The 15,488-nt window shown below is 35.6% G+C and carries 15 protein-coding genes; 7 read left to right on the forward strand and 8 right to left on the reverse strand.

All coding sequences use genetic code 11. The features are described from left to right. Positions 1-118 precede the first annotated feature (118 nt). From GGR42_RS12210 to GGR42_RS12220, 3 genes are all read left to right on the forward strand, one after another. Positions 119-1,930, forward strand: coding sequence for a DEAD/DEAH box helicase (locus GGR42_RS12210; RefSeq protein ID WP_167964554.1), 1,812 nt, complete (start codon positions 119-121; stop codon positions 1,928-1,930). A gap of 76 nt (positions 1,931-2,006) precedes the next feature. Further along, on the forward strand, positions 2,007-2,771 hold the full coding sequence (locus GGR42_RS12215) for a carboxypeptidase-like regulatory domain-containing protein (protein ID WP_167964556.1): 765 nt from the start codon (positions 2,007-2,009) through the stop codon (positions 2,769-2,771). 81 nt (positions 2,772-2,852) lie between these two features. Beyond that, positions 2,853-4,544: an alpha-amylase family glycosyl hydrolase gene (locus tag GGR42_RS12220; protein WP_167964558.1), complete on the forward strand. Its 1,692-nt coding sequence runs from the start codon at positions 2,853-2,855 to the stop codon at positions 4,542-4,544. A 6-nt stretch (positions 4,545-4,550) separates the two neighbouring features. On the opposite strand, the gene GGR42_RS12225 is transcribed toward GGR42_RS12220, so the two are convergent. After that, positions 4,551-5,078, reverse strand: a complete 528-nt coding sequence (locus GGR42_RS12225; RefSeq protein ID WP_167964560.1) for an SRPBCC family protein — start codon at positions 5,076-5,078, stop codon at positions 4,551-4,553. Positions 5,079-5,121: 43 nt separating this feature from the next. Beyond that, a complete protein-coding gene (locus GGR42_RS12230) occupies positions 5,122-5,778 on the reverse strand; it encodes a TrmH family RNA methyltransferase (RefSeq protein ID WP_167964562.1) in 657 nt (218 codons plus the stop codon). 58 nt (positions 5,779-5,836) lie between these two features. Here GGR42_RS12230 and GGR42_RS12235 point away from each other — a divergent pair, with 58 nt between their 5' ends. The 3 genes from GGR42_RS12235 to purB all read left to right on the forward strand — a co-directional run bounded on the left by GGR42_RS12235 (position 5,837) and on the right by purB (position 8,523). Next, a complete protein-coding gene (locus GGR42_RS12235; protein ID WP_167964564.1) occupies positions 5,837-6,538 on the forward strand; it encodes an SIR2 family NAD-dependent protein deacylase in 702 nt (233 codons plus the stop codon). Next, a complete protein-coding gene (locus GGR42_RS12240; RefSeq protein WP_167964566.1) occupies positions 6,535-7,095 on the forward strand; it encodes an adenylosuccinate lyase in 561 nt (186 codons plus the stop codon). The genes GGR42_RS12235 and GGR42_RS12240 overlap by 4 nt, the downstream gene beginning before the upstream one ends. Before the next feature lie 84 nt (positions 7,096-7,179). Next, a complete protein-coding gene (gene purB, locus GGR42_RS12245; protein WP_167964568.1) occupies positions 7,180-8,523 on the forward strand; it encodes an adenylosuccinate lyase in 1,344 nt (447 codons plus the stop codon). 226 nt (positions 8,524-8,749) lie between these two features. Here purB and GGR42_RS12250 read toward each other — a convergent pair whose 3' ends face one another. From GGR42_RS12250 to GGR42_RS12270, 5 genes are all read right to left on the reverse strand, one after another. Then, positions 8,750-9,565 carry a mechanosensitive ion channel family protein gene (locus GGR42_RS12250; protein WP_167964570.1) on the reverse strand — a complete coding sequence of 272 codons (816 nt, stop codon included), beginning with the start codon at positions 9,563-9,565 and terminating at the stop codon, positions 8,750-8,752. 158 nt (positions 9,566-9,723) lie between these two features. Next, the gene (locus GGR42_RS12255) at positions 9,724-10,263 is read right to left on the reverse strand and encodes a DUF4252 domain-containing protein (RefSeq protein WP_167964572.1); all 540 of its coding nucleotides are present in this window, start codon (positions 10,261-10,263) and stop codon (positions 9,724-9,726) included. Between the two features lie 84 nt (positions 10,264-10,347). Beyond that, positions 10,348-10,884 carry a DUF4252 domain-containing protein gene (locus GGR42_RS12260; RefSeq protein WP_167964574.1) on the reverse strand — a complete coding sequence of 179 codons (537 nt, stop codon included), beginning with the start codon at positions 10,882-10,884 and terminating at the stop codon, positions 10,348-10,350. Between the two features lie 12 nt (positions 10,885-10,896). After that, positions 10,897-11,328 (reverse strand): hypothetical protein, encoded by a 432-nt coding sequence (locus tag GGR42_RS12265; protein WP_167964576.1) that lies wholly within the window; start codon positions 11,326-11,328, stop codon positions 10,897-10,899. Then, the gene (locus GGR42_RS12270) at positions 11,315-11,824 is read right to left on the reverse strand and encodes an RNA polymerase sigma factor (protein ID WP_167964578.1); all 510 of its coding nucleotides are present in this window, start codon (positions 11,822-11,824) and stop codon (positions 11,315-11,317) included. Before GGR42_RS12270 ends, GGR42_RS12265 begins: the two co-directional genes overlap by 14 nt. Before the next feature lie 210 nt (positions 11,825-12,034). Here GGR42_RS12270 and GGR42_RS12275 point away from each other — a divergent pair, with 210 nt between their 5' ends. Further along, on the forward strand, positions 12,035-13,510 hold the full coding sequence (locus GGR42_RS12275; protein ID WP_167964580.1) for a S41 family peptidase: 1,476 nt from the start codon (positions 12,035-12,037) through the stop codon (positions 13,508-13,510). A gap of 70 nt (positions 13,511-13,580) precedes the next feature. On the opposite strand, the gene GGR42_RS12280 is transcribed toward GGR42_RS12275, so the two are convergent. Then, positions 13,581-15,437, reverse strand: coding sequence for a TonB-dependent receptor plug domain-containing protein (locus tag GGR42_RS12280; RefSeq protein ID WP_167964582.1), 1,857 nt, complete (start codon positions 15,435-15,437; stop codon positions 13,581-13,583). Positions 15,438-15,488 lie beyond the last annotated feature (51 nt).

Consider the following 15,488-nt stretch of genomic DNA (forward strand, 5'->3'; position numbering starts at 1 on the left):
TACCTTTGCCGCTTTAATAAACGCCGCTGGTATAGCATGTGTTGCGCCGAGTCTAATAGGTCATTTACGAGAACCGCTCTATGCAACATACATATTTGCGAATTAAGTAAAACTTATTATGACAAAATTTGAAGCACTGGGACTGCAAAAGTCCCTATTAAATGCTATTTCAGATTTAGGGTTTGAGACTCCTTCTGAAGTACAAGAAAAAGCAATTCCAATCTTATTGGAAAGCGAAACCGACTTGGTCGCCTTAGCCCAAACAGGAACAGGAAAAACCGCCGCTTTTGGTTTTCCCCTAATCCAAAAAATTGATAGTGACAGTAGAACTACCCAAGGTTTAATTCTATCTCCCACGAGGGAACTCTGTTTACAAATTACTAACGAAATACAATTATATTCCAAATACGAACGGGGAATAAATGTGGTTGCTATTTATGGTGGAGCAAGTATTACAGACCAAGCCAGACAGATAAAAAAAGGAGCACAAATAGTTGTGGGAACCCCTGGTAGGATGAAGGACATGATCAGTCGAGGATTGGTGGATATCTCCAAAATTGATTATTGTATTCTTGATGAGGCCGATGAAATGTTGAATATGGGTTTCTATGAAGATATTAAGGATATTTTATCCAACACCCCCAATGAAAAATCTACTTGGCTTTTTTCTGCTACCATGCCAAAGGAAGTTTCTACCATTGCCAAAAAGTTTATGCACTCACCAAAAGAAATTACGGTTGGTGATAAAAACTCTGGTGCCTCTACAGTACAACATGAGCATTATGTTGTGGGTGGCAGGGACCGGTATCCTGCCTTAAAAAGATTGGCTGATGCAAATCCAGGAATATTTTCCGTTGTCTTCTGTAGAACTAAAAGAGATACCCAAAAGGTCGCAGAAAAATTAATTGAAGATGGCTATAATGCGGGTGCATTACATGGAGATTTAAGTCAAAACCAAAGAGATTTGGTGATGAATTCTTTTCGTAAAAAGCAAATACAAATGTTGGTTGCCACGGATGTAGCGGCTCGTGGAATAGATGTGGATGATATTACGCACGTAATAAATTATCAATTACCAGATGAAATTGAAACCTATACTCACCGTAGTGGTCGTACCGGTAGAGCAGGAAAATCAGGTATTTCCATGGTTATTGTTACTCGAAGTGAGTTGAGAAAAATTACTGCGATAGAAAGAAAAATAAAACAAAATTTTATTGCAAAAAAAATACCTACGGGAATTGAAATCTGTGAAATCCAATTGTATCATTTGGCCAATAAAATAAAGGATACAAAGATCAATAAGGATGTTGATAATTACTTGCCTGCCATTAATGATGTATTAGTAGGTATTGATCGAGAAGAACTTATCAAAAAAATTGTTTCGGTCGAGTTTACCAGGTTCTATCAATATTACAGCAAATCACAAGACCTTAATTCATCAGATTCCGGAAGAAGAGAAAGAGGAGAAAGGGGAGAAAGAGGCTCAAGAGGAGATATGCCCACAAAAGGTTCTGTAAGGTATTTTATCAATGTTGGAGAAAAGGATGGATATGACTGGATGTCATTAAAAGATTTTTTAAAGGACACAATGAGTATGGGCAAGGATGATATCTATAAGGTAGATACCAAGGATAGTTTTTCTTTTTTCAATACAGATGCAGAACATACCGAACAAATCCTAAATACATTTTCTGACTTTAAGGTGGATGGAAGATTTATAAATGTAGAAGTGTCCAAAAACCCTGGAGGTAGTGGTGGTGGACGTCGCAGGGACAGAGGAAGAGACAGAAGCAAAGGAAAAGGTGATAGACGGGGCAGTACCGAAGGAGGAGGTCGCAGAAGGGACAAAAGCTCCTTTAAGGGAAATTCTGGTGGTTCTGGCAATTCTGGAGGTAGAAGAAAAAGCAAAAGAAGAGATGGCTTTTATTAGTTAATTGTATATTAAAAAAACACGCAATAGCGTGTTTTTTTATTTTGTTTACTATTTTTAAAATTAGATTCCATACATGAAAAAAATTATACTAGTTTGTTTTTGCCTTATCAGCTGTTTAGGAATTGCTCAAGAAGGTGAAGGAGAAATTAAGGCCATAGTTGTCAACGCACAGACAGACACCCCCATGGAAAGTGTCCATGTAGTAAACCTTAACAAGGTGAAAGGTACCATTACCAACAAAAATGGTGAGTTTACCATACCCGCAGCGGTCAATGACACTTTATATTTTACCTTTCTAGGTTTCAAATCCCAAAAGGTTAGAATTACCAATGATATGTTCAAGTTTGAGGACACCAAGATTGCCTTGACCGAATTGGCGTATGCTTTGGAAGAAGTTATTGTTAAACCTTATCAACTCACTGGTTACTTAGAAATTGATGTAAAGAACCTTCCTATTAACAATGCTTACCAATATAGCATTTCAGGATTATCCAAGAGTTATGAAGGAGGCAATAAAACTCCAAGTGCCGTCACCAAGGTACTCGGGGCTATTCTCAATCCTGCCGATCTACTTAGAAACTTATTTGGGAAAAAACCAAACCAAATGAGAAAGTTAAGGCAAATGAAAGAGGACGACCAGATAAGAGACCTTTTGGCCACAAAATTTGACAGGGAAACTCTTATGGAATTATTACAATTGGAAAAAGTGGATATTGACGATATCTTAAACAACTGTAATTATTCTAAATCTTTTATTATGACTGCAAATGACCTACAAATTTTGGATGCAATTAGCAGTTGTTATGAAGAATACAAGGTGCTTAATAGGAAAAACTAATTCCATATTATGAGGTAATGCCCTACAAATAAATTTTCTAGTTCCACTATCATTTTATAGCTTTAAAGAAAATTCATGAGAATGAAAAAACTACTTATTGCTATCCCTCTTATCGCGCTTATTTTTAGTTGTAATAAAGCAAAAAAAACGTTTGCCACAGATACTACAACCTCTTCAGATTCAATTCAAATAGAAGAAAAAAAAGTTCCTTTTTTATGGGAAAGTGCCAACATCTATTTCTTAATGACTGATCGATTTTACAATGGCAACAAAGAAACTGATGTAAACTTTGAACGAACTGAGAAGACTGCAGTTTTAAGAGGTTTTATGGGAGGTGATATACAAGGTATAACCAAAAAAATAAATGAGGGATATTTCACCGATTTGGGGGTCAATGCCATATGGCTTACACCCGTTGTGGAACAAATTCATGGTCCCGTAAACGAAGGTACGGGAAACACTTATGGTTATCATGGATACTGGGCAAAGGATTGGACAGTTCTAGACCCAAATTTTGGCACCAAAAAGGATTTAGAAATCATGGTCAAAACTGCCCATAAAAAGGGAATTCGGATTTTATTGGATGTGGTTCTTAACCACACTGGCCCTGTAACTGAAAAAGATCCCGTATGGCCTTCAGATTGGGTAAGGACAGGACCTGCTTGTGAATTTACCAATTATGAAAACACCACAAGTTGCACGCTAGTTGAAAATTTACCAGATATTTATACAGAGTCCAATGAATCGGTAGCATTGCCCGACCATCTTTTGGCTAAATGGAAAAAAGAAGGGAGGCTAAGTACTGAATTGGATGAGCTTCAATCCTTTTTTGACAGAACTGGCCACCCAAGAGCTCCCCGTTTTTACATCATGAAATGGTTAACCGATTATGTGAACGAATTTGGAGTGGACGGGTTTAGAGTGGATACCGTAAAACATGCGGATGAAAATGCTTGGAGTGAACTCTATGAAGAAGCGTCTTATGCTTTTGAAACATGGAAGAAAAAACACCCAAATGATGTTTTGGATGACAATCCATTTTTTATGGTTGGCGAAGTCTACAATTACAATATTTCGGCAGGCAGGGAATTTGACTTTGGCGACAAGAAGGTTGATTATTTTAATTATGGTTTTAAAAGCCTTATTAATTTTGAACTGAAAGCAGATGCCAAAAACGACTATGAAACCATATTCAAAAAGTATAATACACTTTTAAATACCAAGCTAAAAGGGAAAAGTGTTCTAAATTATCTTACTTCCCATGATGATGGCCAACCTTTTGATAAAGAAAGAAAAAAATCCATTTATTCTGCCAATGTGCTATTGCTCACCCAAGGAGCATCACAAATCTATTACGGGGATGAAACTGCAAGAAACCTTACCATTGAAGGTACTGAGGGGGATGCCACCTTACGTTCTTTTATGAACTGGCAAGATTTGGATAGCCTTCCCGAAACCCGAAGAATACATAACCACTGGCAAAAATTAGGGAAATTTAGGGCCAATCATCCTGCTATTGGTGCCGGGAAACATAATAGATTGGCCAAAAGTCCCTATGTCTTTAGCAGAAGCTATATAGAAAATGATTACAAGGACAAAGTGGTGGTAGGCCTAAATTTACCCAAGGGTAAAAAATCTTTAAGGGTAAAGGGTTTTTTTGGTGATGGCACCAAATTATTTGATACGTATTCCGAAACGGAAGTCGTAGTCAAAAATGGAAAAGTATTACTGGAAAACGATTTTGATATTGCCCTATTGGAATTGGTTGAGTAAATTGAATTATTTCTCCAATATTGACTTTAAAGTGGCTAACCCCTCTTCAAAATCCTTTCCAACCATCTTGTCCATACTCATAAAGAGCATCATAATGCTCATGGGGAATTTATTCTTTCCAGAAAAACCCCATGTCACTTTTGTACTTCCTTTAGATACTTCATCAACGTCTAAGTAACAATCAGAAGTAGATTTCCATGGCTTTAGAAACCGGAGTTCAGATTCTATTCTTTCCCCTTGCATAATTTTCTTTATTTCTTGCTCCCCTTCTCCAACATCTTTATTGCCAATCCAATGACTTATGCAACCCACTTCCCCATCATTTCCTGTAAAAGTTTTTTTCATGTTGGGGTCCTTTTTCGCCCATGGGGACCATTCATCCATCTTTTTCAACGATAACAAATATTTAAAAACTTCCGGCTTAGGTTTGCCTATTTCAATGCTTCTGGAAACATTATAAGTTTTTGGGGCCAACAAGGCCATTATCAAAATTAGAAGTACTAATCCGCCTAAAATATAAAGCAAGGTAGCCATTTGTTTATCAATTAGTTAGTTATCCTTAAATATAACAAAAGTTTTATTTAGTTCCATAATATCTTTCCAAAATGGCATCAATGCTTTTAATTGATTTTTTTGACCAATCCAGACGTTTCTCTAATTTCTCGCTTTCGGTAAGGCCCCAATTATTGTTCGCTTTTTTAAGCTGTGCTGTCAAGGCTTGTAGAATAATAGCAACTGAGACAGATATATTTAAACTTTCAGAAAAACCGGTCATAGGTATTTTTAAAAAGCCATCGGCCTTTTCTAATACCTCCTTGCTCAACCCATCTCTTTCTGTACCAAAAAACAAAGCAGTTTTACCATTAATTTTAAAATTATTTAGAAGACAGGAATCATTATGGGGTGTGGTCGCTATTATTTTATATCCCTTATAACGTAAATTTTGAATGCACTCATCAGTATTGCTGTGCCGTTGCACATCTACCCATTGTTGTGCTCCCATGGCAATATTTTTATCTAAGACTTGACTATTTCTCCTTTCAATAATATGAGCTTGTTGTATACCAAAAGCATCACAACTGCGAATTACAGCACTTGCATTGTGCATTTGGAACACATCTTCTATCGCTACAGTTATATAATTGGTTCGTTCTTCCAATATTTCCAAAAAACGTTGTTTGCGCTCCGGAGAAATAATTTCCTCTAAATATGTCAGCAAATTAGAATCGAACATAATCACAATATAATAAAAATGTAAAATGTATACATTTGAAGGAAATCAATACATATCCATGAAAAAAAAGGTAACAGTTCTAACCGGTGCAGGAATTAGTGCGGAAAGTGGTATAAAAACCTTTAGGGATGCAGATGGCCTTTGGGAAGGGCATGATGTTATGGAAGTTGCCACCCCAGAAGGGTTTGTAAAAAATCCAGAATTGGTATTGGATTTTTATAATCAAAGAAGGAAACAGCTTTTTAAGGTATTGCCCAATAAAGCCCATGAAGCCTTGGTAACCCTAGAATCGCATTATGATGTTTCTGTTATTACACAAAATGTAGATGACCTACATGAACGTGCTGGGAGTTCGCATATAATACATTTGCATGGGGAATTATTAAAAGTAAGAAGCTCACAAAATGAATCCTTAATTTTAGATTGGAAAAATGATTTAGTATTGGGAGATTTATGTGAAAACGGACATCAATTACGACCCCATATTGTTTGGTTTGGGGAAGACGTACCCTTGCTTACAAATGCCGCCGAAATTGTTTCAACATCGGATATGGTTATAATTATTGGTACATCCATGCAAGTATATCCGGCAGCCGGACTCATTAATTATGCTCCTTACGGGATTCCAATATATTTTGTGGACCCAAAACCAACTATTAGAGAATCCGATTTTAATAATCTAACCGTTATTTCGGAAACTGCGGTCAATGGAGTTCCTAATCTAATATCAACTTTAATTGATAGAGGTTTTTACAAATGACAAAAGAAGAGCTTTATAACTCACTTAACTTTATAGACCACACCCGAGAAAAAAGAGGTGAAATGGCAAAAATTATTCTTGCCAATCCAGAGCTCATCCGCCCGCTTATGGAAATTGTTTTTATGGTGGATGACCCCATTTCTACCAAAGCCTGTTGGGGGCTGGAATTTTCGGCAAAGCATGATATACACCCTATTTTACCACATATAGATTATTTCATCAAAAACATTCATACAATAAAACATGAATCATCCATTAGACCTATGGCAAAAATGTGTGAATTAATGATGTTGGAATATTTTAAAAAGAATGACTCAGATATCCAAGAGTACATTAACACAAAGCATCTTGAGCAAATAACAACGGCCTGCTTTGATTGGCTTATTGGCGACCACAAAGTAGCGGCAAAAGCACATTCCATGACCTGTTTGCTTCTAATTGGTTCTAAATTCCCTTGGATACATCCTGAACTAAAAATGGTATTGGAACAAAATTATGCAGATGGTAGTGCTGCATACAAAGCTAGAGCCCGGCATACACTGGCAAAGTTAAAATAGACCAGCCTGTATATTCTATAAACCTAACTGTCCAATAATCTTTAATGAGTATCTTTGCCTTTTCAAAAATTCAATCCAAACAAGATGTCATTAAACCCATTGAACGCCATTTCTCCAATTGATGGCCGCTATAGAAGTAAAATAAGTAATCTTGCTCCTTTCTTCTCAGAAGAAGCTCTTATTAAATACCGTGTACTGGTAGAGATTGAATATTTTATTGCGCTTTGTGAAATTCCCCTACCTCAACTTAAATCTTTTGATACAAGTAAATTTGAATCGCTTCGTAAGATTTATCAAGAATTTACTTCTGAGGATGCCCAAGCAATCAAGGATATTGAAAAAATCACCAACCATGATGTAAAAGCAGTCGAGTACTTCATTAAAAAGAAATTTGACACTTTGGGATTGGAAGACCATAAGGAATTTATCCACTTTGGGTTAACATCCCAAGATATAAACAATACTGCCATTCCCCTCTCATTAAAAGAGGCCATGAATGAAGTGTATGTGCCTCAATATCTTGAGATGTTAGAGAAATTAAAGAGCTTGGTTGCAGAATGGGCAGACATATCCATGCTGGCAAGAACTCACGGCCAACCAGCCTCCCCTACCCGATTAGGTAAAGAAATTGAGGTTTTTGTTGTACGGTTAAAGGAACAATTTAATTTATTGAATGACATTCCAAGTGCTGCAAAATTCGGTGGAGCAACAGGAAATTACAATGCCCACAAAGTGGCCTATCCAAATATTGATTGGAAAGCCTTTGGTGAACAATTTGTACAAGAAAAATTAGGTTTGCACCACTCCTTCCCTACCACGCAGATCGAGCATTATGACCACATGGCAGCCCTATTTGATACTTTAAAACGTATCAATACAATTATCATTGATTTGGATAGAGATTTTTGGACTTATGTTTCTATGGATTATTTTAAGCAAAAAATCAAAAAAGGAGAAGTGGGTTCTTCTGCTATGCCCCATAAAGTAAATCCTATTGATTTTGAAAACTCTGAGGGCAATTTGGGCATGGCAAATGCTATTTTTGAACACCTTTCCGCTAAGCTTCCTGTTTCCCGACTACAACGAGATTTAACGGATAGTACCGTTCTTAGAAATATTGGAGTTCCTATGGCGCATACTTCCATAGCTTTTCAATCCACCATGAAAGGATTGAACAAATTATTGTTGAACAAAGAAAAGTTTGATCAGGACCTGGAAAACAATTGGGCGGTAGTTGCTGAAGCTATTCAAACTATTTTAAGAAGGGAAGGTTATCCAAATCCTTACGAAGCTTTAAAAGGTTTGACACGTACAAATGAAAAAATAAACCAACAGTCCATTGCCAATTTTATTGACACTTTGGAAGTTTCTGATGCTATTAAAAGTGAATTAAAACAAATAACCCCTGCAAATTATACAGGTGTATAAATGAAGTTTTATTATTTTTTGTACGGATTCTCAATAGTTCTATATTTCATTGGCCGAACTTTTAGAATACTACACTGGGAATTTGGATTTGTGACTGGAAAAATAATTCAAAATACTGGTCTTATTCTTTTAGCTTCAACTCTTATTTTTCAATTGTTGAAAAAAAGAAAAAAATAACCCCAGCAAATTATACTGGGGTTTAGTTCTCTTTACAAAAGAAATAATATTAGCCTTTCTTCTGTATTTCTACAGCATGTGGATAAGGAATTTCAATACCGGCTTTATCCAAGGCCAATTTGCAATTCTCATATGTCTCAAAATACACATCCCAATAATCTTCTGGCTTGCAAAATGGTCTAACAGCCAAATCAACGGAACTATCTCCCAAACCAGCAACATTTACTGAAGGTGCAGGTTCTTTCAATACTTTTGGGTTCGATGTAAGTACATCCAACAAAACTTCTTTGGCTTTTTTAATATCTTCACCATAACCAATACCTACCTGTGTATCTACTCTCATTTTTCCCTCTGCCGTGTAATTGATTATATTACCATTTGCCATGGCTCCGTTGGGAACAATAGCCAATTTACTATCTGGAGTGGTTAATTTAGTAGTGAAAATTTCAATTTCCTTTACAACTCCCAAAGTTCCTTGGGCCTCAACTAAATCCCCAATTTTATAAGGTTTAAAAATCATAATCAAAACTCCACCAGCAAAATTGGACAAAGAACCTTGTAAGGCCAAGCCAACTGCCAAACCAGCTGCAGCGATTACGGCCGCAAAAGTGGTAACATCAACTCCAAGTCTAGATATCACTAAAAGGATTAAAAATATTTTTAATGCCCATGAGATCATATTCAATAAAAATCGCTGTAGCGAATCATCATAGCTACTTTTCTCCATCATTTTTCTTATACCCTTGGTAATTTTTTTAATTATCCAAGAACCAATGATGAATATTAAAATTGCCGTAATTAATCTAGGTCCAAATTCTTTGGCCAAATCAATTCCATAATTAATCCATTCTTGTGCTTTTTCCATAATTCTATTGTTAGTTGTTAATACTCTATTTATTCTGACACAAGAATATGTATTAGGTCACCATTCTTAAAGTAACTAATGGTAATTTGTAAGTGATAAACAAAAAAACCGCCATGAAGTTATCACAGCGGTTTCCAATAAGAATCTTTTATGTTTTTCTATCCTTTCAAGAATTTTCCAATTTCCCCAAGGCCTTCACCTCTATAATCAGATTTTTGAATGGCCTGTAAAAGCTGGACAATATGAGCCGGGTTCATGTCCTTACCAAGAACTCTTACCAAAGCAAAACCTTTTTCTTTACTATTACCATATATAATTACCTCATCTATGGCATCTTCATCTCCCAAATACTTTATCACTCCTTTACCATAACTAGAATTGAGCTTCATAAGTTCCACAAATTCATCATTCTTTAGTATTTGGTTTACTTTGGCATTCTCTATTTTATAATCGGCCTCATTGGCTGATGTCTTTTTAAAGGCCAAAACATTTAATTTTCGAAGGGATGAAAGTGCTTCTCTTTGCACATCCGTTAATTCGGCCTCTGCCAAATTCAAAATACTGGTTGGCACATCCAAGGAGATAAAGTTTGGATTCTCCGCACTATCCACATAATATTCTTGAAGACTTTGTGTTGACGAGCAAGAGGCTACAAAAGCTATTGCCACTACCAACAAACCTTTTATTATATTTTTCATTGTTCTGTTTTTTGATGGATTTTTATTTACTAAAAATTTCAAAAGGCAAAACCCCTAGGATTTTGCCTTTTGAAATCCATTTTCTTAATGCTTCCCTGCCTTATTAAGTTCTTGGGGAAGGTTCATTTTATTTGTAAGGGAATTTATTTTATTTAAATCTATATCCCCAGTTAAAGATAACAATACTGTTTCAAAATGTCTACCATTGGCCTCAACCTCTTTTATACCCGTAACAAACATTAATAGTTCACTAACATGGTCATCATCCTTTCCGTTCTTTATATAGAACTTTACATTAGCATCCTTATCCTTTACTCTCATTAATTCAACCAAAGATGAAGATTTAAGATACTTCTCCACAGAGATTTTCATATCGGCAGAAATTTTCTTGTCATCGGTAGTAAACACTTTAAGGTTTTTAATGCTTTTTGCAATGTCCATAAAGTCTTGAGCTTCTTGATCGTCTACCTCAACATCTATTTTGCTCAATAAATTGAACATACTTTGATTAACAACTACTGAAGTTACGTTATCCAGGTCTTCATACTTATCAAACAAAGACTGTGCAAATCCAGATATAGGCAACATTGCGATCAATACTATTATAATATACTTTTTCATTTGTTTTCGTTTTTATTTGTTATTGTAAATTTTTTGAGTTGTTGTTCCAAACTCATTTAAATAGGCCATTTTCTCGGTTCCTTTTCCAAAATTATCGGCCAATAGGTTCAATGCTTTTTTTGTTTCGTTATAAGCATATTCCGCCTGTTTTTGTTCTTGGTAGTTCTTACCAAAATAGATACCAAACATAAGGAGAGTAACTGCAGCAACGGAAATCCACTTATAATAGACTTTTCTGGTTCTAACAACCTTTGTAACGGATACCTGCTTAGTAAACTCTTCTTCTTTGGCTATGGAAAAATACTGAAACATGGGAGCGTATTGTTCCAAATGCGGTGCTATGTTTTCATTTGTGAAATAGGCTCGTAATGTTTTCTCCTCGGCAACTGTTGCAGTAGCCTCAAAATACTTTTCCAATAATTTTTCTATGTTATCCAATTCCATAGCTATGTTTTTGCATTAATTTTTCTCTTACAGTTTTTCTTGCTCTTGACAATGCCACTCTCACTGCTGTGGGCTGCATTTCCAATAATTTGGCAATTTCATCATAATCGTACTCTTCTACGTCTCTCAATTGTAATACCATTTTTTGCTGGTGGGGCAAATCTTCCATGATTTTTTCTACCCAATTTACACTGTCTTTGGCCTCGACCTGTTTTTGCAACGATGTATTCTCATCACTATAATTACTGTGTACCAATTTCAGGTTTCCCGCTTGCTTGGATTTTAAACGATCCAAACAAAAATTCTTTGTCATGGTCATTGCAAAAGCCTCTACATTGTTATAACCTTCTATTTTATTGTTCTTGGACCACAACTTCATCAAAATTTCTTGTGTGGCATCTTCCGCTTCCTCAGAGGATGTCAATAAGCGCTTTGCAAGCCTATAGAGCTTATCCTTAAAGGGCATTACTACTTTTACAAATTCTGCCTGGTTCATTTTTGGTTCAGTTGTTTTGCAATCCAATTATTGGGTTACAAAAGGAAGACGAAGTATATCGAATTTTGTTACAAAAAATTTTTATTTCATTCTTATGTTCCTAATTTAGACGCCAATACTTTATAAAAATAAGTATCTTGTTTTTGAAAGGAAAGTTATAGAATCAATACTAACTGGAATGATAATTGATTCTTATTTAGAAAAAAAGCTATGAAAAAATATATTTTACTATTTATTAGTGCCTCCATTTTATTTATGGGGTGTAAAAAGAATGATGATGATTTAGAACCAGGAGGGCAAAATCCAGACCCAAATGCCAATGTAGACATAGAGGATTTCGTTTGGAAATCCATGAATCTCTGGTACTTCTGGCAAGAAGAAGTTAGCGATTTAAGCGATACAAGATTTTCTTCCAGTGAAGAATACACTGTTTATTTACAGGGATTTGACAGTCCTGAAAGTTTTTTTTACGATGATCTTCTTTTTTCCGATGATCGTTTTAGTTTTTTAACCGATGATTATGAAACTTTACTAAATTCTTTTGCGGGTATTTCCAAAAGTGATGGCCTAGAATATGGATTGATACGTTTTAATGATAGTGATGATGTTTTTGGATATGTACGCTATATTGTCCCTAATTCTGATGCGTCAACTAAAGATATTTCCCGTGGGGACCTATTTACCGGTGTGGATGGGCAAACATTGACAATTAATAACTATGTAGAGTTGCTTTTTGGTGATAATGACACCTACACCCTTAATATGGCAGCTATTGAAAATAATGTCATTACACCTAATGACAAAGAAGTTACCTTGACCAAAATGGAAGGTTTGGTTGAAAACCCTGTCTTTATTGCCAAATCCTTTGATATCAATGGTAATAAAATTGGATACTTAATGTACAACCGTTTTACAAGTAATTTTGATGAAGAACTAAATAATGCCTTTGGACAATTTAAGTCCGATGGGGTAACCGATTTGGTATTGGATATGCGCTACAATCCAGGGGGGTCTGTAAACTCTTCTCGCCTATTGGCAAGCATGGTGTATGGAACCAATACCAATGACCTTTACATAAGACAACGTTGGAACAATAAAGTACAATCAGAATTAAGTTCCGAACAATTAGATGATTATTTTGCCAACCAAACGGGTGAAGGATCTCCTATAAATACTTTAAACCTAAACAAGGTATATGTTTTGGCCACGGGAAGTTCTGCTTCTGCCAGTGAATTGGTCATGAACGGTCTGGCTCCTTATGTGGATATTGTACATATTGGAGAAACCACAAGGGGGAAAAATGAGTTTTCTATAACATTGGTAGATAATCCCAGCAATAGTTATGTTTATAATTCCAGTAAGGAAAATGGTATCAACCCTGAGAATAGTTATGGAATTCAGCCATTGGTAGGTAGGAATGAAAACGCTGATGGTTTTTTTGATTATACAACAGGTTTGGTACCACAAATTGAGCTGGAAGAAGATTTGGCCGACTTAGGGATCTTAGGAGATATAAACGAACCTCTTTTGGCAAGAGCCATACAGGAAATTACAGGGGTTTCTGGGAAAAGAGATTTCACTGTAAAAATGCCGGTTAAGGACATGACCAATTCCAAGATGTTTACACTATCTAAGGATAATATGTATTTGGACAAAGAGTTGAACATAAATTTAAATATACAATAGGCGTATAAGCCTTATTTTAAAGTATTTTAAGAAAAAGCTGCGGTCTTAATTTTTAAGACCGCAGCTTTTTTTATAAACTTAAGTTCATTCCAATTCTAAAATTTCTTCCTTTAGTTGTAAAACCAATAATCTCTAGATATTCTTCATTTAATAAATTATTTGCAAATAAGAATACATTCAATTTATTGGGTATTATGGTATGGTTTATAGAAAAATCCAATAAAGAAAAAGGTGATAAAGCTACATCTGTAAACGTATTAAAATCGGTATCCAAACGGTTTCCCGTGTAAGAATAAGCAATAGATGCATGTGTCTTATCTGATAACTTATAGCCTAAAGATGTGTTTATCTTGTGCTTGGGAATTCTAATGGCGTTATCTCCCTTCCGCTCTGTAAATGTATAATTGGCAGACCATTTTAAGGTTTCAAGCAAGTTCCAATCCAATTCTACCTCTGCTCCTTGGGCATCAATAAAACCTTCAATATTCTCATAGCCATTTAAACCATATATAATTGGCTGATTTTCATCTCTATTAAAATAAAGGGTACTCATCCTTACCCCGTTATTGACAAATTCCAAACCTCCTTCTATGGTGATGTTCTCCTCTGGTTCTAAGTTTGGATTAGCTCCAAAAAAACCAAACAGCTGTGTTAAAGACGGAGTTATGTACGATGTGGCATAAGAACCCAAAACTTTTACATACCCACTTTCTAATTTATGGGTATACGATGGATTTACATTATATACCAAACGAGCCCCATATTCAGAGTGGTTGTTTAATCTACCCCCAACATTCAAATTAAGACCAAAAGGAGAAACATATACCATATTTACATAAGGATCGGTAATTGTAAAATCTTTTACAACTTCAAATTCACTTTCATCTATAAGATAGTTGATACCGGCTATAGTATGAAAACTATCATTAAAAATGTATTTATTGTATACATCAAATACAAGATTGTCCCCCTCATATTTATTAGGAAAAGCACTTTGACTTTCAGAAACATAGCTAGTATATGCTCCATTAAAGTGGATTGAACCCTTTTCGTAGGTATATTCAGATGAAAGTCCGGCTCTTTTTTGCTCACTTAAAAACTGATAGGGCGCATCTACCAATCCAAAAGACTCATCAAACTGTGTTCGTAGTTTCGTATGGTTTCCATAAACGGCAATCTTAAAATTATCAGTAAATTCATAACCCACTTTTATATCCGAACTAAAGTTAGAATAATCATCCTCTATATTCTCGGGAGTTACAATGGCAGAAAGCCCATTGGAATACTGATTGGAAAAACTTGCTAAATAATTCAATTTTCCCAACGTACCATTCAATTGCGCGCTATTGGAAAAATCTGAAATATTGTAATTCTGATTGTTAGCAGTTTGATTAGTTCCCATACTGGATAGAACATTTAAAGCTATTCTTTCTCGAGAGACTTTCTTCGTTGTGATATTAATTACAGCTGTTGCTGCATTAGTCCCATAAAGGGTGCTGGCAGCTCCTTTAATTATTTCAACCGATTCAATATTAGATATGGGCAGTAATCGCAAATCATACTCTTGTGAAGAAGATGATGGGTCGGACACTCGTACCCCATCAATCAACACCAAAACCTGTCTACCTCTGCCCCCCCTGGCATAAACACCATAAATTGCTCCTTTTCTTCCTCTGCTTCCCACAATCTCAATACCACTCCTGGTATTTATAATTTCTGCGATAGTTCTTCCCTGATTTCTTTCCAGCTCATCAGCAGTAATTTTAATTACTGTTTTTCCTGAATTTTCCCTTTTCAGTTCAAAACGGGAATCACTTACCACTACCTCATCCAAATAATGGGTTTTTGTGGAATCTTTTTGTTGTTGTGCAACAACATGCATACACGCCAAACCAATAGCGCATAGCCCAATAAAATTTTTGTTCATTTTCGTTTAATTCAATAAACGGGAGATTAGTATGTCTGTACCCATACGTAA

Origin of the sequence: Saonia flava (assembly GCF_011927795.1) — a bacterium.
GTDB classification, from domain to species: Bacteria; Bacteroidota; Bacteroidia; order Flavobacteriales; family Flavobacteriaceae; genus Saonia; species Saonia flava.

Bases quoted from the DNA above. Each gene is read 5' to 3' on its own strand.
- GGR42_RS12210 (WP_167964554.1), top strand. From the start codon at position 119: ATGACAAAATTTGAAGCACTGGGACTGCAAAAGTCCCTATTAAATGCT.
- GGR42_RS12250 (WP_167964570.1), bottom strand. From the start codon at position 9,565: ATGGAAAAAGCACAAGAATGGATTAATTATGGAATTGATTTGGCCAAA.
- GGR42_RS12260 (WP_167964574.1), bottom strand. From the start codon at position 10,884: ATGAAAAAGTATATTATAATAGTATTGATCGCAATGTTGCCTATATCT.
- GGR42_RS12230 (WP_167964562.1), bottom strand. From the start codon at position 5,778: ATGTTCGATTCTAATTTGCTGACATATTTAGAGGAAATTATTTCTCCG.
- GGR42_RS12220 (WP_167964558.1), top strand. From the start codon at position 2,853: ATGAAAAAACTACTTATTGCTATCCCTCTTATCGCGCTTATTTTTAGT.
- GGR42_RS12275 (WP_167964580.1), top strand. From the start codon at position 12,035: ATGAAAAAATATATTTTACTATTTATTAGTGCCTCCATTTTATTTATG.
- purB (WP_167964568.1), top strand. From the start codon at position 7,180: ATGTCATTAAACCCATTGAACGCCATTTCTCCAATTGATGGCCGCTAT.
- GGR42_RS12265 (WP_167964576.1), bottom strand. From the start codon at position 11,328: ATGGAATTGGATAACATAGAAAAATTATTGGAAAAGTATTTTGAGGCT.
- GGR42_RS12270 (WP_167964578.1), bottom strand. From the start codon at position 11,824: ATGAACCAGGCAGAATTTGTAAAAGTAGTAATGCCCTTTAAGGATAAG.
- GGR42_RS12225 (WP_167964560.1), bottom strand. From the start codon at position 5,078: ATGGCTACCTTGCTTTATATTTTAGGCGGATTAGTACTTCTAATTTTG.
- GGR42_RS12280 (WP_167964582.1), bottom strand. From the start codon at position 15,437: ATGAACAAAAATTTTATTGGGCTATGCGCTATTGGTTTGGCGTGTATG.
- GGR42_RS12255 (WP_167964572.1), bottom strand. From the start codon at position 10,263: ATGAAAAATATAATAAAAGGTTTGTTGGTAGTGGCAATAGCTTTTGTA.
- GGR42_RS12235 (WP_167964564.1), top strand. From the start codon at position 5,837: ATGAAAAAAAAGGTAACAGTTCTAACCGGTGCAGGAATTAGTGCGGAA.
- GGR42_RS12215 (WP_167964556.1), top strand. From the start codon at position 2,007: ATGAAAAAAATTATACTAGTTTGTTTTTGCCTTATCAGCTGTTTAGGA.
- GGR42_RS12240 (WP_167964566.1), top strand. From the start codon at position 6,535: ATGACAAAAGAAGAGCTTTATAACTCACTTAACTTTATAGACCACACC.